The organism is Methylobacterium sp. Leaf102 (assembly GCF_001422425.1).
Classification (GTDB): domain Bacteria; phylum Pseudomonadota; class Alphaproteobacteria; order Rhizobiales; family Beijerinckiaceae; genus Methylobacterium.
In genome coordinates this window covers 80,756-99,363 of sequence record NZ_LMMX01000037.1, presented here as the reverse complement: position 1 = coordinate 99,363, position 18,608 = coordinate 80,756, and the positions used below count along the sequence as shown (strand labels likewise).

Below are 18,608 nucleotides of genomic sequence, written 5' to 3'. Positions count from 1 at the left end.
CCTCGGTACGGCTAAGTTCCGCCCCGACCGACGATCCATTTAAGGAACGGTCACCACCGTCCGTCCGCGTACGCCGCCCGAAAGGATCCGTTCGGCGAGGCGATCCACCTCGGCCAGGGGCACCGTCGTGGTCATCGCGGCCAAGGCCGTGCGGTCGAGGTCGCTGGCGAGGCGCGCCCACGCCGCGCGGCGTTTCGGCAGCGGCGTGGTCACGCTGTTGATGCCGAGGAGCGACACGCCGCGCAGGATGAACGGTGCCACGGAGGTCGGCAGGTCCATGCCCTGGGCGAGCCCGCAGGCGGCGACGGCGCCGTCCGCCTTGGTCCCGGCGAGCACGTTGGCGAGGGTCACGGAGCCGACGGCGTCGACGGTGACGGCCCAACGCTCCTTCGCCAGGGGTTTGCCCGGGGACGAGAGTTCGGCACGGTCGAGGATCTCCGTGGCGCCGAGGCCGCGGAGGTAATCCTCCTCGCCGGTCCGGCCCGTGGAGGCGATGACCTGCCAGCCGGCCCGGGCGAGCAGCGCCACGGCGACGGAGCCGACGCCGCCGGATGCGCCGGTGACCAAGGCGGGACCGTCGCCAGGCCGAGCGCCGTGATGTTCAAGGGCCATGAGACACAGCATCGCCGTGTAGCCCGCGGTGCCGATGGCCATGGCGTCGGCTGCGTCGAGCCCTTCCGGCAGGGGCACGAGCCAGTCGCCCTTCACCCGCGCCCGCTCCGCATAGGCGCCGAGATGGGTCTCACCAACGCCCCAGCCCGTGAGGATCACCGCATCGCCGGGGGCGTAATTCGGGTGATCCGACGCCTCGACCACACCGGAGAAGTCGATGCCGGGGATCATCGGGAAGCGGCGCACCACCGGCGAGCGCCCGGTCATGGCCAGTCCGTCCTTGTAGTTCACGGTGGAATGGGTGACCCGGACGGTGACGTCGCCGTCCATGAGGTCGGCCGCGTCGAAATCGCGGAACGTCAGGGCTTGCCCCGTCTCGGTCTTCTCGACCACCCACGCCTTGAACCGGTCCATGCGCACCTCCCGCGTCAGCAGGGAGGTGTGGCATGGCCGGGCGGAATCAACCGCCCCGGCCGGTTCGGCCGGGGCGTCAGGCGTCTCAGTACCCGTCGTAGATGCTGCCCGTGGAGAAACCGAGGCCGACGCCGATATCCGCCGAGCTGGCGCCGGCGATGCCGACGGCATCCGGGATCGAGCCGATGCGGGGTCCGTAGACGCCCGGATAGCCGCCGCCGTTGCCGTAATTGGCCGGGACCCATCCGGCGCGGGCCGGCTGCACGAGGACGCGGCGGCGGATGCTGGCGTACTCGGCCGGGATCGTCTCGGGGATCGATTGGGCCGGCTGGACCAGCACCCGGCGATGGCGCACAGAGTATCGCGGCGGCACGTCGACCCAGCAACCAACGAGCTCGCCGTAGGGATCGCGACGGGTCTGCCAGACACGGCCGCCCGGGCTGACGACGACGCGCTCGGACACGGTCTCGTAGATCGGCGGGATCGTGCGGTAGACGGTCTCGGCCGGGCGCACGAGGACGCGCTCGGACACGGCGCCGTAGACCGGCGGGGTCGAGACGTGGCGGTAGCATTCGGCACCGCCACAGCCGCCCGCCTGGGCGGAGGCTGCGAACAGAACGGCGCCGGCGATGGCGGAGGCAAACGGGATGAATCGGGTGACCGGCGCGGTCATGCGGGCTTCCTCGGGCTGTGACGCGGATACTGGCGGGATGGCGCCGTTGTGGTGCGCGCATCTCGACGTATCAGAGGCAGCCAAGTTGCCGCTCGGGCAAGCCGAATTCAGACTCAGGGTAAAATTAACCTAAGCTTAGGACTACTTAGATCTTCCCCTACTTAGGTAGAATTCGATGGAACCGGATCACTTTTGCTCATTGGTTTGCGCTCGACCGGCCTTCAGGTCTGCCCGCGCTTGAGCTGGTAGAAGATGTGCCGCCCGATGACGTCCATCTTGCGCAGGCGCCGCGACCAGCCGGGTTTCACGTAATCGGCATGGTAATGCGTCGCCCCGCCGACCTCGTTGAGGTACGTCCGTCCCTCGATCACCGCGCTGGCAATGCGGGTGGCCGATTGCCACGACGGCCCGTCGGTGATGCGCAGGGACTTGCCCTCGCAGGCGAAGGAGAACTGGCAGCCCATGTAGCGGTGACGGTTCTGGTAGACCACACCGCAGACGTTGCTGGGGTAGAGCCCGCTCTTGACCCGGTTCAGCACCACCTGTGCCACGGCGGCCTGGCCGTCCTCGGGCTCGCTGCGGGCTTCGAAGTAGACGGCTTCGGCGAGGCAGCGCTGTTCGCGATCGAGGGCGTCGGGACCGATGAGGTCGGCGTAGCGATGGCGGGCGCTGTCGCCGACCGGCCCCTCGGCGTCGCGGCGCGGCGAGAACCCCGGAATGGCGAGCCCGCCCGGAATGGCGAGGTTCGCGGCCGCGACCTCGATGGGCGTCGCATCGGCCGGGGCCGGGGTCGTCGACGACAGGGCGACGGCGCGGGGGATCGCGGGCGTCGCACCGTCGCTTGTCTCGATGGCCTCCTCCCCGTCGGCCGGGGGCGGGACGAAGCCGAGATCCGGTTCGAGCTCCGGATTCCAGACGGCCGGTCCCGGCAGGAGGGCGCCGTTGGCCGAGCCGGAGAGGTTGGCATGCAGAACCGAAGCATTGCCGCGGTCGAGCTCGGCAGGAAGCCCCGCCCGCATCCGCTCGGTGCTCACCCGTCCACCGATGAGGGGGACCCCGTGCGGCAAGGCCGAGGCGATCCGCACATCGTGCGCGAGGGAGCGGGTCGCGCCTTCGGTGCCGGCGCTGGCCGTGAAGGAGACAAGGAAGCCCATGCCGGCGGCCCAGGGCGCCATGGCGGCGCTGAACCAGCGCAGGCTCGAATCGCGTTGTACCCGTTTCGTGCCCACGCCCAACCGATCCACGTTCCGCAACACCGTTCCGGTCGGCCGATCAGGTCACCCGAAGGGGTTCCCTATGCGGCAGCCGGTTCAGGCATATTTGCGTGGCATGGTTGCGGAGCGGTTAAGCCCGTTCCGCAACGGTTGGTTCAGAATGTGCCGGGGCGTCCGTGGGCGACGGCAAATGCCTTGACCAGGGCGGAGGGTGCGCTGTCGCCGCCCGTCCGCATCTCGGCGATCCGCTCCGCATCCGCACCGCTCTGGGTGGCGACGGCGAACACGAACAGCGCCAGGGTGGCGAGGCCGCCGAATGTCCAGAGAGAGGCCTGCTGGACCACCTTCGGGATCGGGGTGACGGCGGAATTTTCGTTGAGGTAGAGCGGGGTGGGCGTCGTATCGATCATGGCCGGCGTTCCCACGCGATGGCAGCCGCCCCAATGAGCTGGAATGCTCGCGCAATGGATCGGCACTAGCACTGAACGTGCCGGCACGAAATCGGTTCGCCGCGTTTTCGACAATTTGTTGAACGGATTTCGCCGCGACTCTCCCGGGCGGCGCGAAGCCACCCGGAAGAGTTCGGATCGAGCCTCCGGATCAGGCCTTCTTGACGGCGTCCTTGGCGGCGTCGCGGGCGGCCAGAGCCGCCTGTGCCGCAGCGAGGCGGGCGATCGGCACGCGGTAGGGCGAGCACGACACGTAGTCGAGGCCGACCTCCTGGCAGAAGCCGATGGAGGCCGGGTCGCCGCCGTGCTCGCCACAGATGCCGAGCTTGATGTCCGGACGCACGGCCCGGCCGCGCTCGACGCCGATGCGCACGAGTTCGCCGACCCCCTCCTGATCGATGGAGATGAACGGGTCGGCCGCGAGAATCCCCTTCTGGGTGTAGGCCCCGAGGAAGGTCGCGGCGTCGTCGCGGGAAATGCCGAGCGCCGTCTGGGTCAGGTCGTTGGTGCCGAAGGAGAAGAACTCCGCCGTCTCGGCGATGTCGCCCGCCCGCAGGGCGGCGCGGGGCAGCTCGATCATGGTGCCGACCTGATAGTCCACCGCGCTGCCGGTCTCCTCGGAGACGGCCTTCGCCATGGCGTCGATGCGCGCCTTGACGATGTCGAACTCCATCTTGGTGAAGACCAGCGGGACCATCACCTCCGAGGTCACCGGGGCGCCGGTCTCCTTGGCGGCCTGGACGGCGGCCTCGAAGATGGCGCGGGCCTGCATCTCGGCGATCTCCGGGAACGCGATGGCGAGGCGGCACCCACGGAAGCCCAGCATCGGGTTGAACTCGTGCAGCTCCGTCATCCGACGGCGCAGCTTGTCCTCCGACACGCCCATGCTGCTGGCGACGTCCCGCACCTCCACGTCGGTATGCGGCAGGAACTCGTGCAGCGGCGGATCGAGCAGGCGGATCGTGACGGGCAGACCCGACATGATCGTGAACAGCTCGACGAAGTCCTGGCGCTGGTAGGGCAGGATCTTGGCCAGCGCCGAGCGGCGTCCTTCGGCGTCGTCGGCGAGGATCATCTCACGCACGGCGACGATGCGGTCGCCCTCGAAGAACATGTGCTCGGTGCGGCACAGGCCGATGCCCTCGGCGCCGAAGTTGCGGGCGGCGCGGGCGTCGGTCGGCGTGTCGGCGTTGGTTCGGACCTTCATGGTGCGGACCTTGTCGGCCCAACCCATCAGGGTCGCGAACTCGCCCGACAGGGACGGCTCCAGCATCGCCACCTCGCCCAGCAGCACCTGACCGGTGGACCCGTCGATGGTGATCTTGTCGCCGGCCTTCAGAACCGTGCCGGCCACCGACAGGGTGCCGGCCTTGTAATCGACCCGGACGGTGCCGCAGCCCGAAACGCAGGGCTTGCCCATGCCGCGCGCCACCACGGCTGCGTGCGAGGTCATGCCGCCGCGCGTGGTGAGGATGCCCTCGGAGGCGTGCATGCCGTGGATGTCCTCGGGCGAGGTCTCCACGCGCACCAGGATACACTTCCGCTCGGCCTTGCGGGCGGCCTCGGCATCCTCGGAATTGAACACGATCTCGCCCGTGGCGGCGCCCGGCGAAGCGGGCAGGCCCGACGCGATCACCTTGCGCTCAGCCTTCGGGTCGATGGTCGGGTGCAGGAGCTGGTCGAGGGCCGCCGGTTCGATCCGGCCGATGGCCTCCTCCTGGGTGATCAGACCCTCCGCCGCGAGATCGACGGCGATGCGCAAAGCGGCCTTGGCCGTGCGCTTGCCGTTGCGGGTCTGAAGCATCCAGAGCTTGCCGCTCTCGATGGTGAACTCCATGTCCTGCATGTCGCGGTAGTGGTTCTCGAGGAGACCGTAGATCCGGACCAACTCGGCGTAGGATTCGGGCATCGCCCGCTCCATCGACGGCTTTTCGGACTTGGCCTCAAGCCGAGCCTTCTCGGTGATGTCCTGTGGGGTGCGGATGCCCGCCACCACGTCCTCGCCCTGGGCGTTGATCAGGAACTCGCCGTAGAGGGCGCGCTCGCCGGTGGACGGGTTGCGGGTGAACGCGACGCCCGTGGCCGAGGTGTCGCCCATGTTGCCGAACACCATGGCCTGGACGTTGACGGCCGTGCCCCAGCTCTCGGGGATGTTGTTCAACTCGCGATATTTCTTGGCGCGCGGGATCATCCACGAATCGAACACGGCACCGATGGCACCCCAGAGCTGGTCCTCCGCGCCCTGCGGGAAGTCGGAACCGTGCTCGGCCTTCACGATGGCCTTGTAGCGCCCGACGAGATGCTTCCAGTCGTCGGCACCGAGTTCGGTGTCGAGGCTGACGCCCTTCTCCTCCTTGTAATGCTCCAAAGCCTCCTCGAAGGCGTGGTGCTCCACGCCCAGAACCACGTTGGAATACATGGTGATGAAGCGCCGGTAGGAATCGTAGGCGAAGCGCGGGTCACCGGCGCCCGTCGCCAGGGCCTCGACGGTGACGTCGTTGAGGCCGAGGTTGAGCACCGTGTCCATCATGCCGGGCATCGAGGCGCGGGCGCCCGAGCGGACCGAGACGAGGAGCGGGTTCTTCGGATCGCCGAAGCCGCGACCGGTGAGCTTGCCGACGGTCTCCAGGGCTGCGGCCACCTCGGCCTTCAGCTCGGCCGGGTAGGTCTGCGCGTTGTCGTAGTAGGCGGTGCAGACTTCGGTCGTGATGGTGAAGCCCGGGGGCACCGGAAGGCCGAGATTGGACATCTCGGCGAGGTTCGCGCCTTTGCCGCCGAGCAGGTTGCGCATGGACGACTGGCCTTCGGCCCTGCCGTCACCGAAGGAATAGACCCACTTGCCCATCGTCACCCGTCCGGTTGCTGGAATGAAACGCGAATTGCGCGCCTATCGTACCCGGCGGGTTGGACCATCTCATGCTGCAACGCAAGATGAACGCCGCGCGGAGTGGGGACCCGCGTGACGGTTCTGTACCTCTGTCACCGACCGCCGTCGCGCCGGCTCACGATAGCGCGCGAAACACCCCGAGGCCAATCAGCCCGACGAGGATGAGGTAGGCCGCGACGATGAAATTCAGCATCCGGGGGATCAGCAGGATCAGCACCCCGGCGCCGAGGGCGACGAGGGGCTGCAGGTGGGCGATGGTGATGGTCATGGCCGAACGGTCCTCGTCTTACACCCGATACTTGCCGTTGCGCTTCACCAGCACCTGGGTGCCGACGGGGACGCGCTCGTAGAGGTCGACGATGTCCTCGTTCAGCATGCGCACGCAGCCGGACGACAGTTGCTCGCCGATGCTCCAGGGCTCGTTGGTGCCGTGGATGCGAAACAGCGTGTCGCGGTTGCCCTGGTAGAGGTAGAGCGCGCGGGCGCCGAGTGGGTTGTCGAGGCCGCCCTTGCGGGTGCGCGGCAGATCGGGATTGAGCGAGACCATGGTGGTGGTCGGGCTCCAATCCGGCCACACGCCCTTGCGGGCGATGCGAGCCTCGCCCTTCCACGAGAAGCCGGCCTTGCCGACGCCGACGCCGTACTGAACGGCGGTGCCGTCCTCCTGCACCAGGGCGATCTGCCGATTGTCGATGTCGACCACGATGGTGCCGGGCTTCTCCGGCCCGGTGTAGCGCACGATCTGGCGCCGGTACTTCGGATCGAGGCGCGACTTGTCGACGATGGGCACGTCGAACGGCTTGTCCGGCATGGTGCCGGTGTACCAGGCGGCATCGTCGTCGGCCGCGACGTTGACGGGGCCGCGCGCGTTGCAGGCCGCCAGGGGGGCGATGAGGAGCAGGCCGAAGATGAGGCGGCGGGTGGACATGGCTGGCTCCGCGGGGTGTGGGTTGAGGGGGGCGGGTTGCAGGATTCTTCCCCCTGACTAGCCGTCCCGGACCGCCGAGGGTGTATCTTTCACGCCGCAGGTGTGGGGAAGCGTCGCCCCCGCACCGCCATATTCAGGCGAGGCTGCGAGGCAACCGCGGCTCGATCAGGCGATCCGCGGTGTTGCGTCGGCGTCGCGCTTGATCGCATCATGAACGCCACACGAGGATCCGCCCATGGCCGACACCCAGACCCTGCCCGTCTCCGACGCAGGCGACGTCCTCGACTACCTCGCCCCGGCGATCCATCTCGATCATTGCGTGATCCACGTATCCGATTGGGCACGTTCGACGGCCTTCTACCGCGACGTGCTCGGGGCCGAGATCGTGGAGCGCCCCGTCGGGGCCGCCTTTCGCTTCGGTGGCGTGCAGCTCAATGTCCATGGTCCGGGCATCGAGGCGACGCCGCTTGCCGAGAAGCCGGTGATGCCCGGCAACAGCGACCTGTGCTTTCGCTGGTCCGGCCCCATCGAGGGGGCCATGGCGCATCTCGCGACGCACGGCGTGCCGGTCGAGCGCGGGCCCGTGGAACGCGACGGTGCGGCCGGTCGGGGCCTCAGCGTCTATTTCCGGGATCCGGACGGATCGCTGATGGAGTTCATCACCTACCCGGAGTGAACGTCAGCTCCGGCTCTGCGCCAATTGCTGGTTGGTCTGCTCGAGGCGCAGGGCGAGTTCACGCATGACCGCGATGCCGATCTGCGGGAACTGAGCGAGGAGCTCGAGGAAGACCGTGCGGTCGATGCGCAGGGCCGTCAGGGGTGTCAGAGCCGCGACCGTGGCCGAGCGAGGCTGGTCGGCCAGAATTCCCATTTCGCCGAGGAGGGCGTTGGCGCCGAGGAGCGCCAGCCGAAACGGTCCCTGCGGCCCTTCGATGGAAACCTCGGCTTCGCCTTCGAGAATCAGATAGGCCGCATCGGCGGTATCGCCGCGCGCGAACAGCTCTTGGGTGGCCTCGAAATGAACCCGCTCGCTGGTGAAGGCGAGGAGCTTCAGGCGCGACGGTTCGACGCCTCGAAACAGCGGCACCTGCCGTAACGACGAGACCTCGGTGTCGAGGGTCATTGGCGCACCCCAGCGTCGCGCGGCGGCATCGAACGGTTTTCCATGCCGCATCCATGCGGGTCGCACACGGATTGTCCAGTCCCGGCAAAGCCACGGGGCGGGAGAGCCGCCGTGCCGAGGCCGTCGAAGTGCCCTATACGCGAGCGTTTCCTATACCCATGCTTATAGCCACGCTTGTCCCGCTCTACGCTGATCAGCCCGGGCTTCCCTAAGGAACCATCGATATTGGTGAAGGTTGTCTTGGCAGTGAGAGCAAATCTGAGGAGGCGCTGATGGCATCGAACTCCACCTCGAAGCGGGGCTTTGCCTCGATGGATCTGGAGCGGCAGCGGGAGATCGCGAGCAAGGGCGGGCGCAGTGTGCCGGCCGAGAAGCGCTCGTTCTCCCAAGATCGCGAACTGGCGTCGTCCGCCGGTCGCAAGGGTGGTCAGTCCACCGGCACCGGTCGCCCAGGCGAGGATTGATACCGGTCATTGGAGCCCCTTCGGGGGTTCCAAGCTCAATTGAAACAAAAAGGCCTCGTCCGAAATGGACGAGGCCTTTTTCATGCCCCTTCAGAGTCTTCTCATCCAAGAACCAGTTCTTGGCGATGTCGGCCTATGCGCGACCATGACGAAGGTTGTGCTGGAGCGACTCCCGGTCGACGAAAATCAGGAAATGCAACGACCCGGGAGCATGCGGCGCGCCTCCGGTCCGGCCAGTGAGCTGATGGCGCCTTCGCAGCCTTCGCGCATCGAGCGGCGGACCTTCGGCTGATCCTTCTCACTCGCGGTCCGGCCGCTCTGTCCGAGTACACCGGGCTTCGGGGAGTATGACGGGCGGCTCACGGACGCGAAGCGCACCGGACTGATCGCCGTCGATGCCACGCGCTGCCCGGGAAGATCCGGTCCCGACAAGGTGACCTGAATGACGGTCGATGGTGCTGCCTGGGGTGCCCTCTGGTCGGCAGCCTGCTGGACGGTCGGCTGGATCAGCAATGTCAGGAGCGCAGCCGGTGCACTGACACTGAGGAGGAGGCCTGACCGAAACATCGTCGTAATCTCCGATGAGGAGCTTGACAGGATATCGAGCAAACGCGTCTCGCAGTCTCGGGTTCCTCGACTGTTTCGAATTGAGCAATCTCCAGTACAGCTCGAAGTACGGATCGTTACGATTTGACGGAAATCCTGCTTCCGCCGAGCTGCAGGTGTGGCGCAAAAACCGCTGTGCGCAAAAAATTCGAGCCGCCCATGCCGGGAGACGGAACGACAGCGAGGTCGGATCGTTGTCTGGTCACCCCGGCCGCCTGGTCCTCCCCCCGCATCCCCTTGTGCATAGGCCGGAACCTTTTCGACGGGCTGGAGAGCGATCTCCGGCCCGTTTTTTTGGTCCTTCAGCCGCCACGGGCCCGGTCCGAACAGGTCAGCAAAAAGGCCCCGGCATGTGACGGGGCCTTTCGTCGGTTGTTGCCGAGGATCGTGGGGTCGAGGGGCGTTCAGGCCGACTTGACCTCGCGGCGGCGTGCGCTCTGCTGGAAGAACAGCGCCTGGCTGATCACCGCGGAGACGTTCGCGGGCTGGAACGGCTTGGCGATGAGGAAGGCCGGCTCCGGACGCTCGCCGGTGAGGAAGCGCTCGGGGTAGGCGGTGATGAAGATCACCGGCACCTCGAAGGTCTTCAAGAGGTCGTTGACCGCATCGAGGCCCGAGCTTCCATCGGCGAGCTGAATGTCCGCCAGGATGAGTCCGGGGCGGGTCCCCTCGGACGCGATCTTGATCGCCTCCGTGCGGGTGCGGGCCACGCCGATGACGTTGTGGCCGAGCCCTTCCACCAGGGCTTCGAGGTCCATGGCGATGAGCGGCTCGTCCTCGATGATGAGGATCTCGGTCGCCATGTCGGCCGCGAGCTCACGGCCGGCCTCGTCGACGAGGTCGCGAACCTGGCTGACGTCGACGTCGAGGATGATTGCAGCGTCTTCCTCCGAGAACCCTTCAAGGCACGAGAGAAGGAAGGCTTGGCGCGGCAGGGGCGTGATCTGGCCGAGCCGGACTTCGGCCGGCAGGTCGTGCTGCACCTGCTCGCTCTGGCCGTTCACCGACAGGGAATTCCAGATGCGCGTGAACACGCGAAAGAGATCGGCCTTGACGTTGGCACTGCGGCCGAGCGTCTCGGGCTCGTTCACGAGGGTCTCGAGGGTGGCGGCGACGTAAGCGTCTCCGGCGACCTGACTACCCGTGAGCGCCCGAGCGTAGCGGCGCAGATACGGCAGGTGCTGCACCACGAGTTGGGCTGTCGACATACTATCCCCTTGGCTTTGCCGTTCTTGGCCGCGTGCCTTGGCCGCTTCCGCCACAACGCGGATTGGAGAGCTCCGTTCCGCCTGACGGGAACCGACTGATCGCATCGGCGTTGCAGCTGCAGCCATGACCTATGTCAAGCCGCAAAACAATCGCGGCGATGCCGGTGTCCGGCATCAAGGGGAATCGACGCATGAACACACACGACAAGGGCGATCCCGCCCTAGGGGATCGTACCGTGCGTGCCGACGAGGACACCCGTGGCCGTGGCCTCAGCGACCACACCCAGAAGCGCATCGGTCTGCACCTTCGGGCCATGTACGATACGGTCGTGCAGCAACCGGTACCCGACCGCTTCCGCGATCTCATTGCCCAGCTCGAAGCGTCCCCGCCGGACGAAGCGACGTCCTGAGGCGCCGATCCGGCGCCCGTACCATCCGAATCGATGAGAGCCGCACGGCAATGCGCCGGCGGCCCTCGTTGATCGCTTCGGGTGGGCCGATGCCCACCCGGCCGGTGCCGTGCGAACCGACGCCCGTCAGAGGGTCGGGGAACGTCCGCGCATCAGGCCGATGACGGCGGAGATGGCGAACAGAACGATGGCGACGAAGAACACGAGCTTCGCGGCTTCCATGGCGGTGCCGGCAATACCGCCGAAACCGAGCAGAGCTGCCACGAGGGCGACGACGAGGAATGTTACGGCCCAACCGAGCATCTGACTCTATCCTTCGAAAGATTTGGTGCAGCGTCAGGCTGCGACCTCATTGCAGCAATAACGCCAAGTTTTCGCCCCGGTTCCGGCGTCGTCCGGTCGGATTCACAGCGACCGCGAAGGATTTTCGCGCATGGCTCGTTTCAAACCTCAACGGCCGTGTGCCGCCTTGCCGGACCGGTACTCGGCGTGCCAGATTTACCGTCAAGCTCACGGCCCAGGGGGCAGCTGAGGGCGCAGCGGCGTGATGGTGCGACGGATCGACCTCCGGTCCTGCGCAGGCACGACATCGCTCCTTACCTGTCTCTCAACCGTCATCGGAACCGGCCCGTCGCCGGTCGCGTTCGGTACCCGTCGCTGATCAAGGAGCCCGTCATGAGTACATCGTTCGTCGGATCGATCGTGCGGCGCCTCGTGAAGGCAGCGGGTTCGGTTGGCGAAGCCGTGTCCCGTGGACTCGGCGCCCTGGTGGAAGGGTCGGCCCCCGCGCCGCGGCTCGTACCCGTGCGCGTTCGCCCCACGCGTCGGCGGTCGTGATCGCCTCGATCCGGGACGCGTCCGGTCAGTAGACCAGGGTCGAACGCATCCCGAAGACGAAACCACCCTTGATCCGTGTGTTGGGGCGCTCGGGGTCCGCGAGTCCGCCCCCGGGATTGGAGATGTACTGAAGATCCGGCTGCACGGTCCAGCCGGGTCTGATCTGGGCCTGATACGACAGTTCGAAGGTCGCTTCCGCCGTGCGGATCGGCTCCCCACTCGCCTGCAGGTCGACACGGTCGCGGTCGAAGCCGCGCGCGGCCTCACTGATCCGGGCGTAGATCACGCTGGCGCCGAACAGGTCGTCCGGCCGCCCCGGGATCAAGCCGGCGACGACGACACCGCCATCCGCCCACAGGTCGATCGGGTTGCGGTCCGAGGGGCTCGCCGAGACGCGGGCGTAGACCGACACACCGCTCGATGGACCGCCCCCGTCCGGGCGGTAGAGTTGCTGATCGGCGACGGCGTAGATCCCGCTGGTCCCGCGCAAGCGCCGCGCCGTCCCGAGGCTGGATCGATCCGCGAGACGTAGGCCGTCCGCGCCGAAGCGCAGATCGTCGAACCGGCCGAAATGCCGGTATCCCCCGAGTTTCAGGGTTCCCGCGAGCGCAGGTGTCTCCGTCTCCTGGTTCCGCCGCATCTGGATCTCGGCCATCACCAGGGGCGGGTCGCCGACGCGAAAGTTCGTTCCGTACCGGTTGACCACGCGCTGGTCGCCGGGATCGCCGTTGAACACCGCCACCAGAGCCGAGAGGTCCGCGCCGGCTTCGTAGCGCAGGCGGATGCCGGGGGTGGCCAGGGGATAGGCCGGTCCGCCGCTCGGAAGGTTGGCGCCGGTGATCGTCGGCCAGTCGTTGCTGAGAAACGGCTTGCCCGTCTCGGAGGCGAAGAACTCCCCGTCGGCGGCGAGCTGACCGATCCGCAGGCCGAGCCCCGAGTCCCACCGCCGTTCGAGCCAGAGTTCCGACAGGCGGGTGGTGGGATACGCTTCGATGTTGCTGACCGTGATGAGCCGTTGAAAACTTCGGTCGCGCAGGCCGCCGGTGTCGTGAATCCGGAAGGCGTTGGCAAAAGCGCTCACGCCGTCGAGGCCCGCGAGGCGCTCGAGGTCGAGGCTGATGATGGCTTCGACCTTGCCCGCGTAGATCGGGCCGGTGCGCACGCCGCCATGGGGATTCCCCAGCACTTCGTCGGTCGACAGCAGCGTCAGGTTCACGCCGCGTACGGCCCAGGCGGCGCGAAGGCCGCCGGGATCGCCCCACGGGCCGAGCGACGACCGGATCGAGACCGGGAAATCACCCTGCGGCTCGGCGGCGGCCGATTGCGGCGGCCGTTCGGGGATCTCCTCGGGAGCCTGCGCCAGGGCGAGGGGCGGGGTTGCGGAGATCATCAGGGAGGCGAATGCCGCCCGCCAGGCGCGGGGTGGACCGGACATGGTGAAGCCTCCGCTGGAAGAGTAAGCCACGGCTATGTTTTCGAGGTGTGTTTATCCGGCGGCGCCCTGGTTTGCCCCGGGTCCGTTTCCGTCGTGCGCTGGTTCGGAAAGAGGCGGCCCGCGACCCTTTCGGGCGACGCGCCGCCGGATCAGGCGCCCATGACGGTGTCGATCAGGAGCTTGACGTTGAGGACGACGATCAGCCCGGCGATGGCCCAGGACAGGACCTTCATCCACCCGGGAATCACCAGGGCGCCCATCTTGCTCCGATCGGAGACGAAGCGGACCAGGGGGATCACGGCGAACGGCAACTGCATCGACAGTACCACTTGGCTCAGGACGAGGAGGCGGGCGGTGCCCTGTTCGCCGTAGAGCGCCGTGACGACGATCACCGGCACGATGGCGATGCCCCGGGTGATGAGCCGGCGCGCCCAGTCGGGGATGCGCAACCGCAGGAAACCTTCCATCACGATCTGGCCGGCGAGCGTCGCGGTCACGGTGGAATTCAGCCCCGAGGCGAGGAGCGCCACGGCGAACAGGGTCGAGGCGATGCCGGCCCCGAGGAGCGGCGACAGGAGCTCGTAGGCCTGTTCGATCTCCTGCACGTCGGTCCGCCCGTTGGCGTGGAAGACCGAGGCCGCCAGGATGAGGATCGCCGCATTGACGAACAGCGCCAGCATCAGCGCGATGGTGGAATCCGTGAAGGCGAAGCGGAAGGCCGCGCGCTTGCCCTCGTCGGTGCGCGGGTAGGCGCGGGTCTGTACGATGGAGGAGTGCAGGTAGAGGTTATGCGGCATCACCGTGGCGCCGATGATGCCGATGGCGATGTAGAGGGCCGCCGGGTTCGTCACGATCTCGGGCGTCGGCAGGAAGCCGCCGAGCACCGCCTGCAGGGGTGGGCTCGCCAGGGCGATCTGCACGCCGAAGCAGACGAAGATCACGCCGAGCAGCGCGATCACGAACGCTTCGAGGGCGCGAAAGCCGCGCCGCATCAGCAGCAGGATCAGGAACACGTCCAGCGCCGTGATCGTCGCCCCCAGCACGAGGGGAATGCCGAACAGGAGCTTGAGGGCGATGGCGGTGCCGATCACCTCGGCGAGGTCGCAGGCGATGATCGCCGCCTCGCAGGCGAGCCACAGGACGAGGCCGACGGGACGCGAATAGTGGTCGCGGCAGGCCTGGGCGAGGTCGCGGCCCGTGGCGATGCCGAGCCGCGCAGCCAGCGCCTGCAGCACGATGGCCATGAGGTTCGAGAGCAGGATGACGGAGAGCAGGGTGTAGCCGAACTGGGCCCCCCCGGCGATGTCGGTGGCCCAGTTGCCCGGGTCCATGTAGCCGACCGAGATCATGTACCCCGGCCCGATGAAGGCCAGGAGCCGGCGCAGCCACGTCCCGGTTGCGAGCACCGGAACGCTGCCGTTCATGGCGCCGAGGCTCGGCTGCTCCTGCGTGTCGCGGTGGAAGCGCCACGCGTCGTCCTGATAACCCATCGCTCCGTACGGTCCCTCGGTGACGGCGCGGCTCCGCGCCCAGCTTGCCTTCTCGCGATATAGCATTGGCTATAATGAAAATAAAAGGCTTCATTCCCGTGGCGTTGTCGCGCGCCCGGGGATCGCGTAGGGGCGGGCATGTCCATGGACCTCCCCGGAGACCGCATGAGCGAAACGCGCGACGATCCGGTCTTCGACTCGGGCGCTCCCACGAGTGGCGAGACGCAGCGGCTGTCGGCCCTGATCCGGCGCCGCGTCTGCCCCAACGCGAGCCCGTTCACCGCGAGCGGCACCTGCACCTACATCGTCGGGACCGGTGCCGTCGCGGTCATCGACCCCGGCCCGGAGGATGCGGCTCACATCGACGCGCTCCTGGCCTCGATCGCCGGCGAGCGGGTCGAGGCCATCGTGGTCACCCACACCCATCGCGACCATTCGCCGGCAGCGCGCCTGCTCCAGGCCCGCACGGGGGCGCCCATCGTCGGCTGCGGACCGCACCGGGCGGCGCGCGATCTGGCCGAGGGCGAGTTCCCGCACCTCGACGCGAGTGCGGACCGCGACCATGTCCCGGATCGCCTCATGCGCGAGGGCGATACCCTGACGGGGGATGGCTGGACCCTGGAGGCGGTGGAGACCCCGGGCCACACCATGAACCACCTCGCCTTCGCGCTGCCGCAAGAATCCGCCCTGTTCTCGGGCGATCACGTCATGGCGTGGTCGACGAGCATCGTGGCGCCGCCGGACGGCTCCATGCGGGCCTACATGGCCTCCCTCGACAAGCTCCGCGAGCGGACCGAGACCGTGTACTGGCCGGGGCATGGCGGTCCGGTTCGGGACCCGCGCCGGTTCGTCCGCGGGCTCAGCGCCCATCGCCGGCAGCGCGAGACGACGATCCGTGCGCGGATCGAGGCCGGCGACCGCGATATCCGCGCCATCGTCGGGGCGATCTACCAGGGGCTGAATCCAGCCCTCCGGGGCGCCGCCGCCCTATCGGTCTTCGCCCATCTGGAGGATCTGGTGGAGCGCGGCCTCGTCGTCACCGAGGGGCCACCGCGCCTGGAGGGGCGCTACGCCCCCGCCTGACGCCTATTTGACGGCGATGGCGAGGTTGGCGACCTCGTCGAGATAGGCGCGGATGCGGTCGGCGTTGCCGCCGAAATCGTGGCTCCCGAGGCGGGACGCGGAGCGCACGTCGATCCGGGCACCATCGGCCCGGGGATGGACCCGGACGGTGACGTCGTCGGCGAGGTTGAGCAGGAGGCCACGCGACACTGCCTCGATCCGGCCGTTGCCGATCCGGCCGCCGGGGCGGATCGCCTCGACGATCTGCCAGCGCCGATTCACCGCCGCCTTGCGGGCGAGCTCGAACGCGACGTCGGCATCGAGGTCGAGGGTCAAGGGCGCGACCTGCGGATAGGCCGCGCGCTGGCTGGCCCGCGCCGCCGGTCCGGGGTCCGGCGGATAGCGCCCGTCCCGAGCCGCGAAGGCGGTGCGCGAGCGCGAGAACGCCGGTGGGTTGTCGATATCGGTGGAGATATCCGTGAGTGCGGGCAGGCGCAGGGCCCGCAGGCCCACGAAGGCCGGATAGGCGAGGATCAGGCAGGCCACGAACAGCCCGGCCAGCGCCGCGCCGAGGCCGCGCGCGCCCTCGCGCCAGACCCGTACGAAGGCGAACGCCGCGAGCCCCACGGCGGTGACGGCGAGGACCAGGCCGGCGCCGAGGGTCGCCAGGGCCGGACCGGCCTCCGCACGCGGATCGCGCACGAGCACGAGGGCGAACAGGCTGACGAACAGGGCGAGGCCGGCGACCGTGCGGGCGAGCGGGCCGGCGCGGGTGACGGGCTCCTCGAAGGGCAGACGACGCATGGGTTTGACGACGATCCCTGTCGGGCACGCTGCCCCTCGCGCGGCCGCGGGAGACTCCGAGGCGGCCCGCCGAGCTTTACCGGGCGTCGGCACCGCGCGCCACCCGCCCGTGCTTCCGCTGCCCACCGGTTCTGCTATAGCGAGGCGACCATGAGCGCGACCGCCCCAGACCGATCCGCGGCGTTGCCGGAGGCCGAGACCCCGGATCCGCTTCGGGTCTGGTTCCGGTTCATCCGCCTCAACCGCCGCGTCACCGCCGCCATGGGCGCGGAACTGCGTGGGCTGGGCCTCTCGATCCCGCAATTCGATGCGCTGTCCACCCTGACCGAGCGCGAGGGCGCCACCCAGCAGGATCTCGCGGCGCGGCTCTATGTCACGAAGGGGAATGTCTCCGGCCTGGTCGATCGCCTGGTGGAGGCCGGATGGGTCGAGCGCCGCGCGATCCCCGGGGACCGGCGCTCGCACGCCCTCCACCTCACGCGTGCCGGCGCGGATCTCGCCGCCCGTGGCATCGCGGCTCAGAAGGCCTACGTCGCCCGGACCCTCGGCCGTCTCGCTCCGGAGGACATCGCCGGGTTCGAGCGGCTGGTGCTGCGCTGGCGCGATGTCGCCCGCGAGGATGCGGCCGCTCCCCGGGGCTAGCCTTGAGTCTTCGCGCCTTCGATCTCGGCCAGCAGGGCGGGCAGGTCGTCGATGGAGCCGATGACGTGATCGGCCAGGGCCGCCATGGTCTCGCGGGCGCCCTCCCCCGCCGGTCCGCTGAGCACCGCGATGGCGACAGCCCCCGCGGCCCGTGCCGCCTGGGTGTCGGCGGGCGTATCGCCCACCAGCGCGACGCGGGACGGGTCGACCCCGAGATGAGCGGCGAAGGCCAGGACCATGCCGGGCTCGGGCTTGGCCCCGTGCCCGGAATCGTAACCGGCGAGGAATCCGAGATGCGGCATCAGACCCAGCACCGCGGACTGGGCCCGGGCGGACGCTTCCGCGTCGTTGGTGGCGATGCCGAGCGCGTAGCCTCCCGCGGCCAGATGCGCGAGAAGGTCCGCCGGTGCGCCGATGGGATGGAGCGAGCGCAGGGCGGCCTCGCGGAACAGCCGGTCCATCTCGGCGTACAGCTTCGGTCCGGCGGGACGGCCGAGCACCCGCGCCCAGAGCGGCCCGTAGATCGAGGATGCACCGGCGAGGAGCGGCGACGTCGGCAGGAAGCGCCGCTCGGCCTCGACGTAGTGGCTCACACGCATCAGATCTTCGAAGCGGCCGCGGTCCCCGCCCGTGAGGGTCGCCATCACCGCGTGGGCGGCGGGGCCCCAGGTGCGGTCGAAATCGACGAGCGTCCCGTCCTTGTCGAACAGGATGCCGCACAATCCCCCGCGCTCACGCTGCATGGGAAACTTTCTCGACCTCGATGACGATGCCGGTGGGCGTCACGCGCTCGCGGGCCACCATACGGTCGCCGGGCTCGAACACGCCGAGGTTCACGTCGCGGTCGGGCAGCACCACGGTGGTGACCTTGTTGAGATGGACCAGCACGTGGCGCTTCTGCGGCAGGGACGACGCGGCCCAGCGCTTGAGCTGGGTATAGTACGGCTCGCGCCGCCAGGCGTTGGGCTGGCCGGGATCGACCTGCACGTTCATGTGGCGCGACACGGGATCGAGGCTGAGCACCATCTTGGCGCGGTCCGGCTTCCATTCGGGGCCGAGCCAGGCCTCCGTCATCCAGAGGCAGTGGAAGGCCCGGCAATGGTCTGGCCGGCTGGCGTGGATGGCGCAGCCGCGGCCTTGGGCAGTGTGCCGGCACCATTGCCCGGCGGTGCTCTCGACGGCCGGCACATCGTAGACCTTGCAGCACAGGGTGCAGGGGCCGCAGGCCCGCCCGGGGGCGGGTGAGGCGATGACGCTCGCGGGGTCGAGGGTGGTGGGCGAGAGCATGACAGCGTGCGTCCGGTGCGACGGTGAGCGGGTTTATGCCCGGGCATCGGGCCGTTAGTGTGG

Annotated in this window: 21 protein-coding genes; 6 read left to right on the top strand and 15 right to left on the bottom strand. The window is 68.5% G+C overall.

Features of this window, described 5'->3' with window-relative positions; translation table 11 throughout:
- Positions 1 to 39 precede the first annotated feature (39 nt).
- From ASF27_RS16575 to ASF27_RS16550, 7 genes are all read right to left on the bottom strand, one after another.
- A complete protein-coding gene (locus tag ASF27_RS16575; RefSeq protein ID WP_056361790.1) occupies positions 40 to 1,026 on the bottom strand; it encodes an MDR family oxidoreductase in 987 nt (328 codons plus the stop codon).
- A gap of 85 nt (positions 1,027 to 1,111) precedes the next feature.
- Positions 1,112 to 1,699: a hypothetical protein gene (locus ASF27_RS16570; protein ID WP_056361787.1), complete on the bottom strand. Its 588-nt coding sequence runs from the start codon at positions 1,697 to 1,699 to the stop codon at positions 1,112 to 1,114.
- A 221-nt stretch (positions 1,700 to 1,920) separates the two neighbouring features.
- Positions 1,921 to 2,874 (bottom strand): cell wall hydrolase, encoded by a 954-nt coding sequence (locus ASF27_RS16565; protein WP_056362185.1) that lies wholly within the window; start codon positions 2,872 to 2,874, stop codon positions 1,921 to 1,923.
- Positions 2,875 to 3,068: 194 nt separating this feature from the next.
- Positions 3,069 to 3,323, bottom strand: a complete 255-nt coding sequence (locus ASF27_RS16560) for a hypothetical protein (RefSeq protein WP_056305981.1) — start codon at positions 3,321 to 3,323, stop codon at positions 3,069 to 3,071.
- A 190-nt stretch (positions 3,324 to 3,513) separates the two neighbouring features.
- Positions 3,514 to 6,207, bottom strand: coding sequence for a pyruvate, phosphate dikinase (ppdK, locus tag ASF27_RS16555; protein WP_056361784.1), 2,694 nt, complete (start codon positions 6,205 to 6,207; stop codon positions 3,514 to 3,516).
- 157 nt (positions 6,208 to 6,364) lie between these two features.
- Positions 6,365 to 6,517 carry a DUF3096 domain-containing protein gene (locus tag ASF27_RS21745; protein WP_082479237.1) on the bottom strand — a complete coding sequence of 51 codons (153 nt, stop codon included), beginning with the start codon at positions 6,515 to 6,517 and terminating at the stop codon, positions 6,365 to 6,367.
- 18 nt (positions 6,518 to 6,535) lie between these two features.
- Positions 6,536 to 7,177 (bottom strand): L,D-transpeptidase, encoded by a 642-nt coding sequence (locus ASF27_RS16550; protein ID WP_056173418.1) that lies wholly within the window; start codon positions 7,175 to 7,177, stop codon positions 6,536 to 6,538.
- Between the two features lie 235 nt (positions 7,178 to 7,412).
- Here ASF27_RS16550 and ASF27_RS16545 point away from each other — a divergent pair, with 235 nt between their 5' ends.
- Positions 7,413 to 7,853 carry a VOC family protein gene (locus ASF27_RS16545; RefSeq protein ID WP_056361781.1) on the top strand — a complete coding sequence of 147 codons (441 nt, stop codon included), beginning with the start codon at positions 7,413 to 7,415 and terminating at the stop codon, positions 7,851 to 7,853.
- A 3-nt stretch (positions 7,854 to 7,856) separates the two neighbouring features.
- Here ASF27_RS16545 and ASF27_RS16540 read toward each other — a convergent pair whose 3' ends face one another.
- Positions 7,857 to 8,300: a Crp/Fnr family transcriptional regulator gene (locus ASF27_RS16540; RefSeq protein WP_056173412.1), complete on the bottom strand. Its 444-nt coding sequence runs from the start codon at positions 8,298 to 8,300 to the stop codon at positions 7,857 to 7,859.
- Positions 8,301 to 8,569: 269 nt separating this feature from the next.
- Between ASF27_RS16540 and ASF27_RS16535 the strand changes: the two genes are divergently transcribed.
- Positions 8,570 to 8,764, top strand: a complete 195-nt coding sequence (locus ASF27_RS16535) for a general stress protein (protein WP_056173408.1) — start codon at positions 8,570 to 8,572, stop codon at positions 8,762 to 8,764.
- Positions 8,765 to 8,828: 64 nt separating this feature from the next.
- Positions 8,829 to 9,056 carry a hypothetical protein gene (locus ASF27_RS22415; protein ID WP_056173405.1) on the top strand — a complete coding sequence of 76 codons (228 nt, stop codon included), beginning with the start codon at positions 8,829 to 8,831 and terminating at the stop codon, positions 9,054 to 9,056.
- A 718-nt stretch (positions 9,057 to 9,774) separates the two neighbouring features.
- Here the strand turns inward: ASF27_RS22415 and ASF27_RS16525 are convergent.
- The gene (locus ASF27_RS16525) at positions 9,775 to 10,578 is read right to left on the bottom strand and encodes a response regulator (protein ID WP_056173403.1); all 804 of its coding nucleotides are present in this window, start codon (positions 10,576 to 10,578) and stop codon (positions 9,775 to 9,777) included.
- Positions 10,579 to 10,769: 191 nt separating this feature from the next.
- Here ASF27_RS16525 and ASF27_RS16520 point away from each other — a divergent pair, with 191 nt between their 5' ends.
- The gene (locus ASF27_RS16520) at positions 10,770 to 10,988 is read left to right on the top strand and encodes a NepR family anti-sigma factor (RefSeq protein ID WP_056261221.1); all 219 of its coding nucleotides are present in this window, start codon (positions 10,770 to 10,772) and stop codon (positions 10,986 to 10,988) included.
- 126 nt (positions 10,989 to 11,114) lie between these two features.
- Here the strand turns inward: ASF27_RS16520 and ASF27_RS21735 are convergent, their stop codons facing one another.
- The 3 genes from ASF27_RS21735 to ASF27_RS16510 form a co-directional block, all read right to left on the bottom strand.
- The gene (locus ASF27_RS21735) at positions 11,115 to 11,291 is read right to left on the bottom strand and encodes a DUF1328 domain-containing protein (RefSeq protein ID WP_003599466.1); all 177 of its coding nucleotides are present in this window, start codon (positions 11,289 to 11,291) and stop codon (positions 11,115 to 11,117) included.
- A gap of 559 nt (positions 11,292 to 11,850) precedes the next feature.
- A complete protein-coding gene (locus ASF27_RS16515) occupies positions 11,851 to 13,260 on the bottom strand; it encodes a carbohydrate porin (protein ID WP_244481026.1) in 1,410 nt (469 codons plus the stop codon).
- Positions 13,261 to 13,409: 149 nt separating this feature from the next.
- Positions 13,410 to 14,750: an Nramp family divalent metal transporter gene (locus ASF27_RS16510; protein ID WP_056361779.1), complete on the bottom strand. Its 1,341-nt coding sequence runs from the start codon at positions 14,748 to 14,750 to the stop codon at positions 13,410 to 13,412.
- Positions 14,751 to 14,915: 165 nt separating this feature from the next.
- Between ASF27_RS16510 and ASF27_RS16505 the strand changes: the two genes are divergently transcribed.
- Entirely contained in the window at positions 14,916 to 15,833 is a 918-nt protein-coding gene (locus tag ASF27_RS16505) for an MBL fold metallo-hydrolase (protein ID WP_056362179.1), read from the top strand.
- Between the two features lie 3 nt (positions 15,834 to 15,836).
- On the opposite strand, the gene ASF27_RS16500 is transcribed toward ASF27_RS16505, so the two are convergent.
- Positions 15,837 to 16,616 (bottom strand): DUF1499 domain-containing protein, encoded by a 780-nt coding sequence (locus tag ASF27_RS16500; protein WP_056305989.1) that lies wholly within the window; start codon positions 16,614 to 16,616, stop codon positions 15,837 to 15,839.
- Between the two features lie 150 nt (positions 16,617 to 16,766).
- Between ASF27_RS16500 and ASF27_RS16495 the strand changes: the two genes are divergently transcribed.
- On the top strand, positions 16,767 to 17,258 hold the full coding sequence (locus tag ASF27_RS16495; protein ID WP_056173392.1) for a MarR family transcriptional regulator: 492 nt from the start codon (positions 16,767 to 16,769) through the stop codon (positions 17,256 to 17,258).
- On the opposite strand, the gene ASF27_RS16490 is transcribed toward ASF27_RS16495, so the two are convergent.
- Together ASF27_RS16490 and ASF27_RS16485 are read right to left on the bottom strand one after the other, a co-directional pair.
- Complete coding sequence (locus ASF27_RS16490; protein ID WP_056361776.1) at positions 17,255 to 18,001, bottom strand: HAD-IA family hydrolase; 747 nt, start codon at positions 17,999 to 18,001, stop codon at positions 17,255 to 17,257. The two genes, ASF27_RS16495 and ASF27_RS16490, sit on opposite strands and share 4 nt — an antisense overlap.
- Positions 17,991 to 18,545 carry a hypothetical protein gene (locus ASF27_RS16485; protein ID WP_056361775.1) on the bottom strand — a complete coding sequence of 185 codons (555 nt, stop codon included), beginning with the start codon at positions 18,543 to 18,545 and terminating at the stop codon, positions 17,991 to 17,993. The genes ASF27_RS16490 and ASF27_RS16485 overlap by 11 nt, the downstream gene beginning before the upstream one ends.
- Positions 18,546 to 18,608 lie beyond the last annotated feature (63 nt).

Excerpts from the sequence above, each read along its gene's own strand:
- ASF27_RS16540 (WP_056173412.1), bottom strand. The coding sequence starts at position 8,300 with ATGACCCTCGACACCGAGGTCTCGTCGTTACGGCAGGTGCCGCTGTTT.
- ASF27_RS21735 (WP_003599466.1), bottom strand. The coding sequence starts at position 11,291 with ATGCTCGGTTGGGCCGTAACATTCCTCGTCGTCGCCCTCGTGGCAGCT.
- ASF27_RS16545 (WP_056361781.1), top strand. The coding sequence starts at position 7,413 with ATGGCCGACACCCAGACCCTGCCCGTCTCCGACGCAGGCGACGTCCTC.
- ASF27_RS16485 (WP_056361775.1), bottom strand. The coding sequence starts at position 18,545 with ATGCTCTCGCCCACCACCCTCGACCCCGCGAGCGTCATCGCCTCACCC.
- ASF27_RS16500 (WP_056305989.1), bottom strand. The coding sequence starts at position 16,616 with ATGCGTCGTCTGCCCTTCGAGGAGCCCGTCACCCGCGCCGGCCCGCTC.
- ASF27_RS16560 (WP_056305981.1), bottom strand. The coding sequence starts at position 3,323 with ATGATCGATACGACGCCCACCCCGCTCTACCTCAACGAAAATTCCGCC.
- ASF27_RS16550 (WP_056173418.1), bottom strand. The coding sequence starts at position 7,177 with ATGTCCACCCGCCGCCTCATCTTCGGCCTGCTCCTCATCGCCCCCCTG.
- ASF27_RS16520 (WP_056261221.1), top strand. The coding sequence starts at position 10,770 with ATGAACACACACGACAAGGGCGATCCCGCCCTAGGGGATCGTACCGTG.
- ASF27_RS16515 (WP_244481026.1), bottom strand. The coding sequence starts at position 13,260 with ATGTCCGGTCCACCCCGCGCCTGGCGGGCGGCATTCGCCTCCCTGATG.
- ASF27_RS22415 (WP_056173405.1), top strand. The coding sequence starts at position 8,829 with ATGGACGAGGCCTTTTTCATGCCCCTTCAGAGTCTTCTCATCCAAGAA.
- ASF27_RS16565 (WP_056362185.1), bottom strand. The coding sequence starts at position 2,874 with ATGGCGCCCTGGGCCGCCGGCATGGGCTTCCTTGTCTCCTTCACGGCC.
- ASF27_RS16575 (WP_056361790.1), bottom strand. The coding sequence starts at position 1,026 with ATGGACCGGTTCAAGGCGTGGGTGGTCGAGAAGACCGAGACGGGGCAA.
- ASF27_RS16490 (WP_056361776.1), bottom strand. The coding sequence starts at position 18,001 with ATGCAGCGTGAGCGCGGGGGATTGTGCGGCATCCTGTTCGACAAGGAC.
- ASF27_RS16505 (WP_056362179.1), top strand. The coding sequence starts at position 14,916 with ATGAGCGAAACGCGCGACGATCCGGTCTTCGACTCGGGCGCTCCCACG.
- ASF27_RS21745 (WP_082479237.1), bottom strand. The coding sequence starts at position 6,517 with ATGACCATCACCATCGCCCACCTGCAGCCCCTCGTCGCCCTCGGCGCC.
- ASF27_RS16525 (WP_056173403.1), bottom strand. The coding sequence starts at position 10,578 with ATGTCGACAGCCCAACTCGTGGTGCAGCACCTGCCGTATCTGCGCCGC.
- ASF27_RS16510 (WP_056361779.1), bottom strand. The coding sequence starts at position 14,750 with ATGGGTTATCAGGACGACGCGTGGCGCTTCCACCGCGACACGCAGGAG.
- ASF27_RS16570 (WP_056361787.1), bottom strand. The coding sequence starts at position 1,699 with ATGACCGCGCCGGTCACCCGATTCATCCCGTTTGCCTCCGCCATCGCC.
- ppdK (WP_056361784.1), bottom strand. The coding sequence starts at position 6,207 with ATGGGCAAGTGGGTCTATTCCTTCGGTGACGGCAGGGCCGAAGGCCAG.
- ASF27_RS16495 (WP_056173392.1), top strand. The coding sequence starts at position 16,767 with ATGAGCGCGACCGCCCCAGACCGATCCGCGGCGTTGCCGGAGGCCGAG.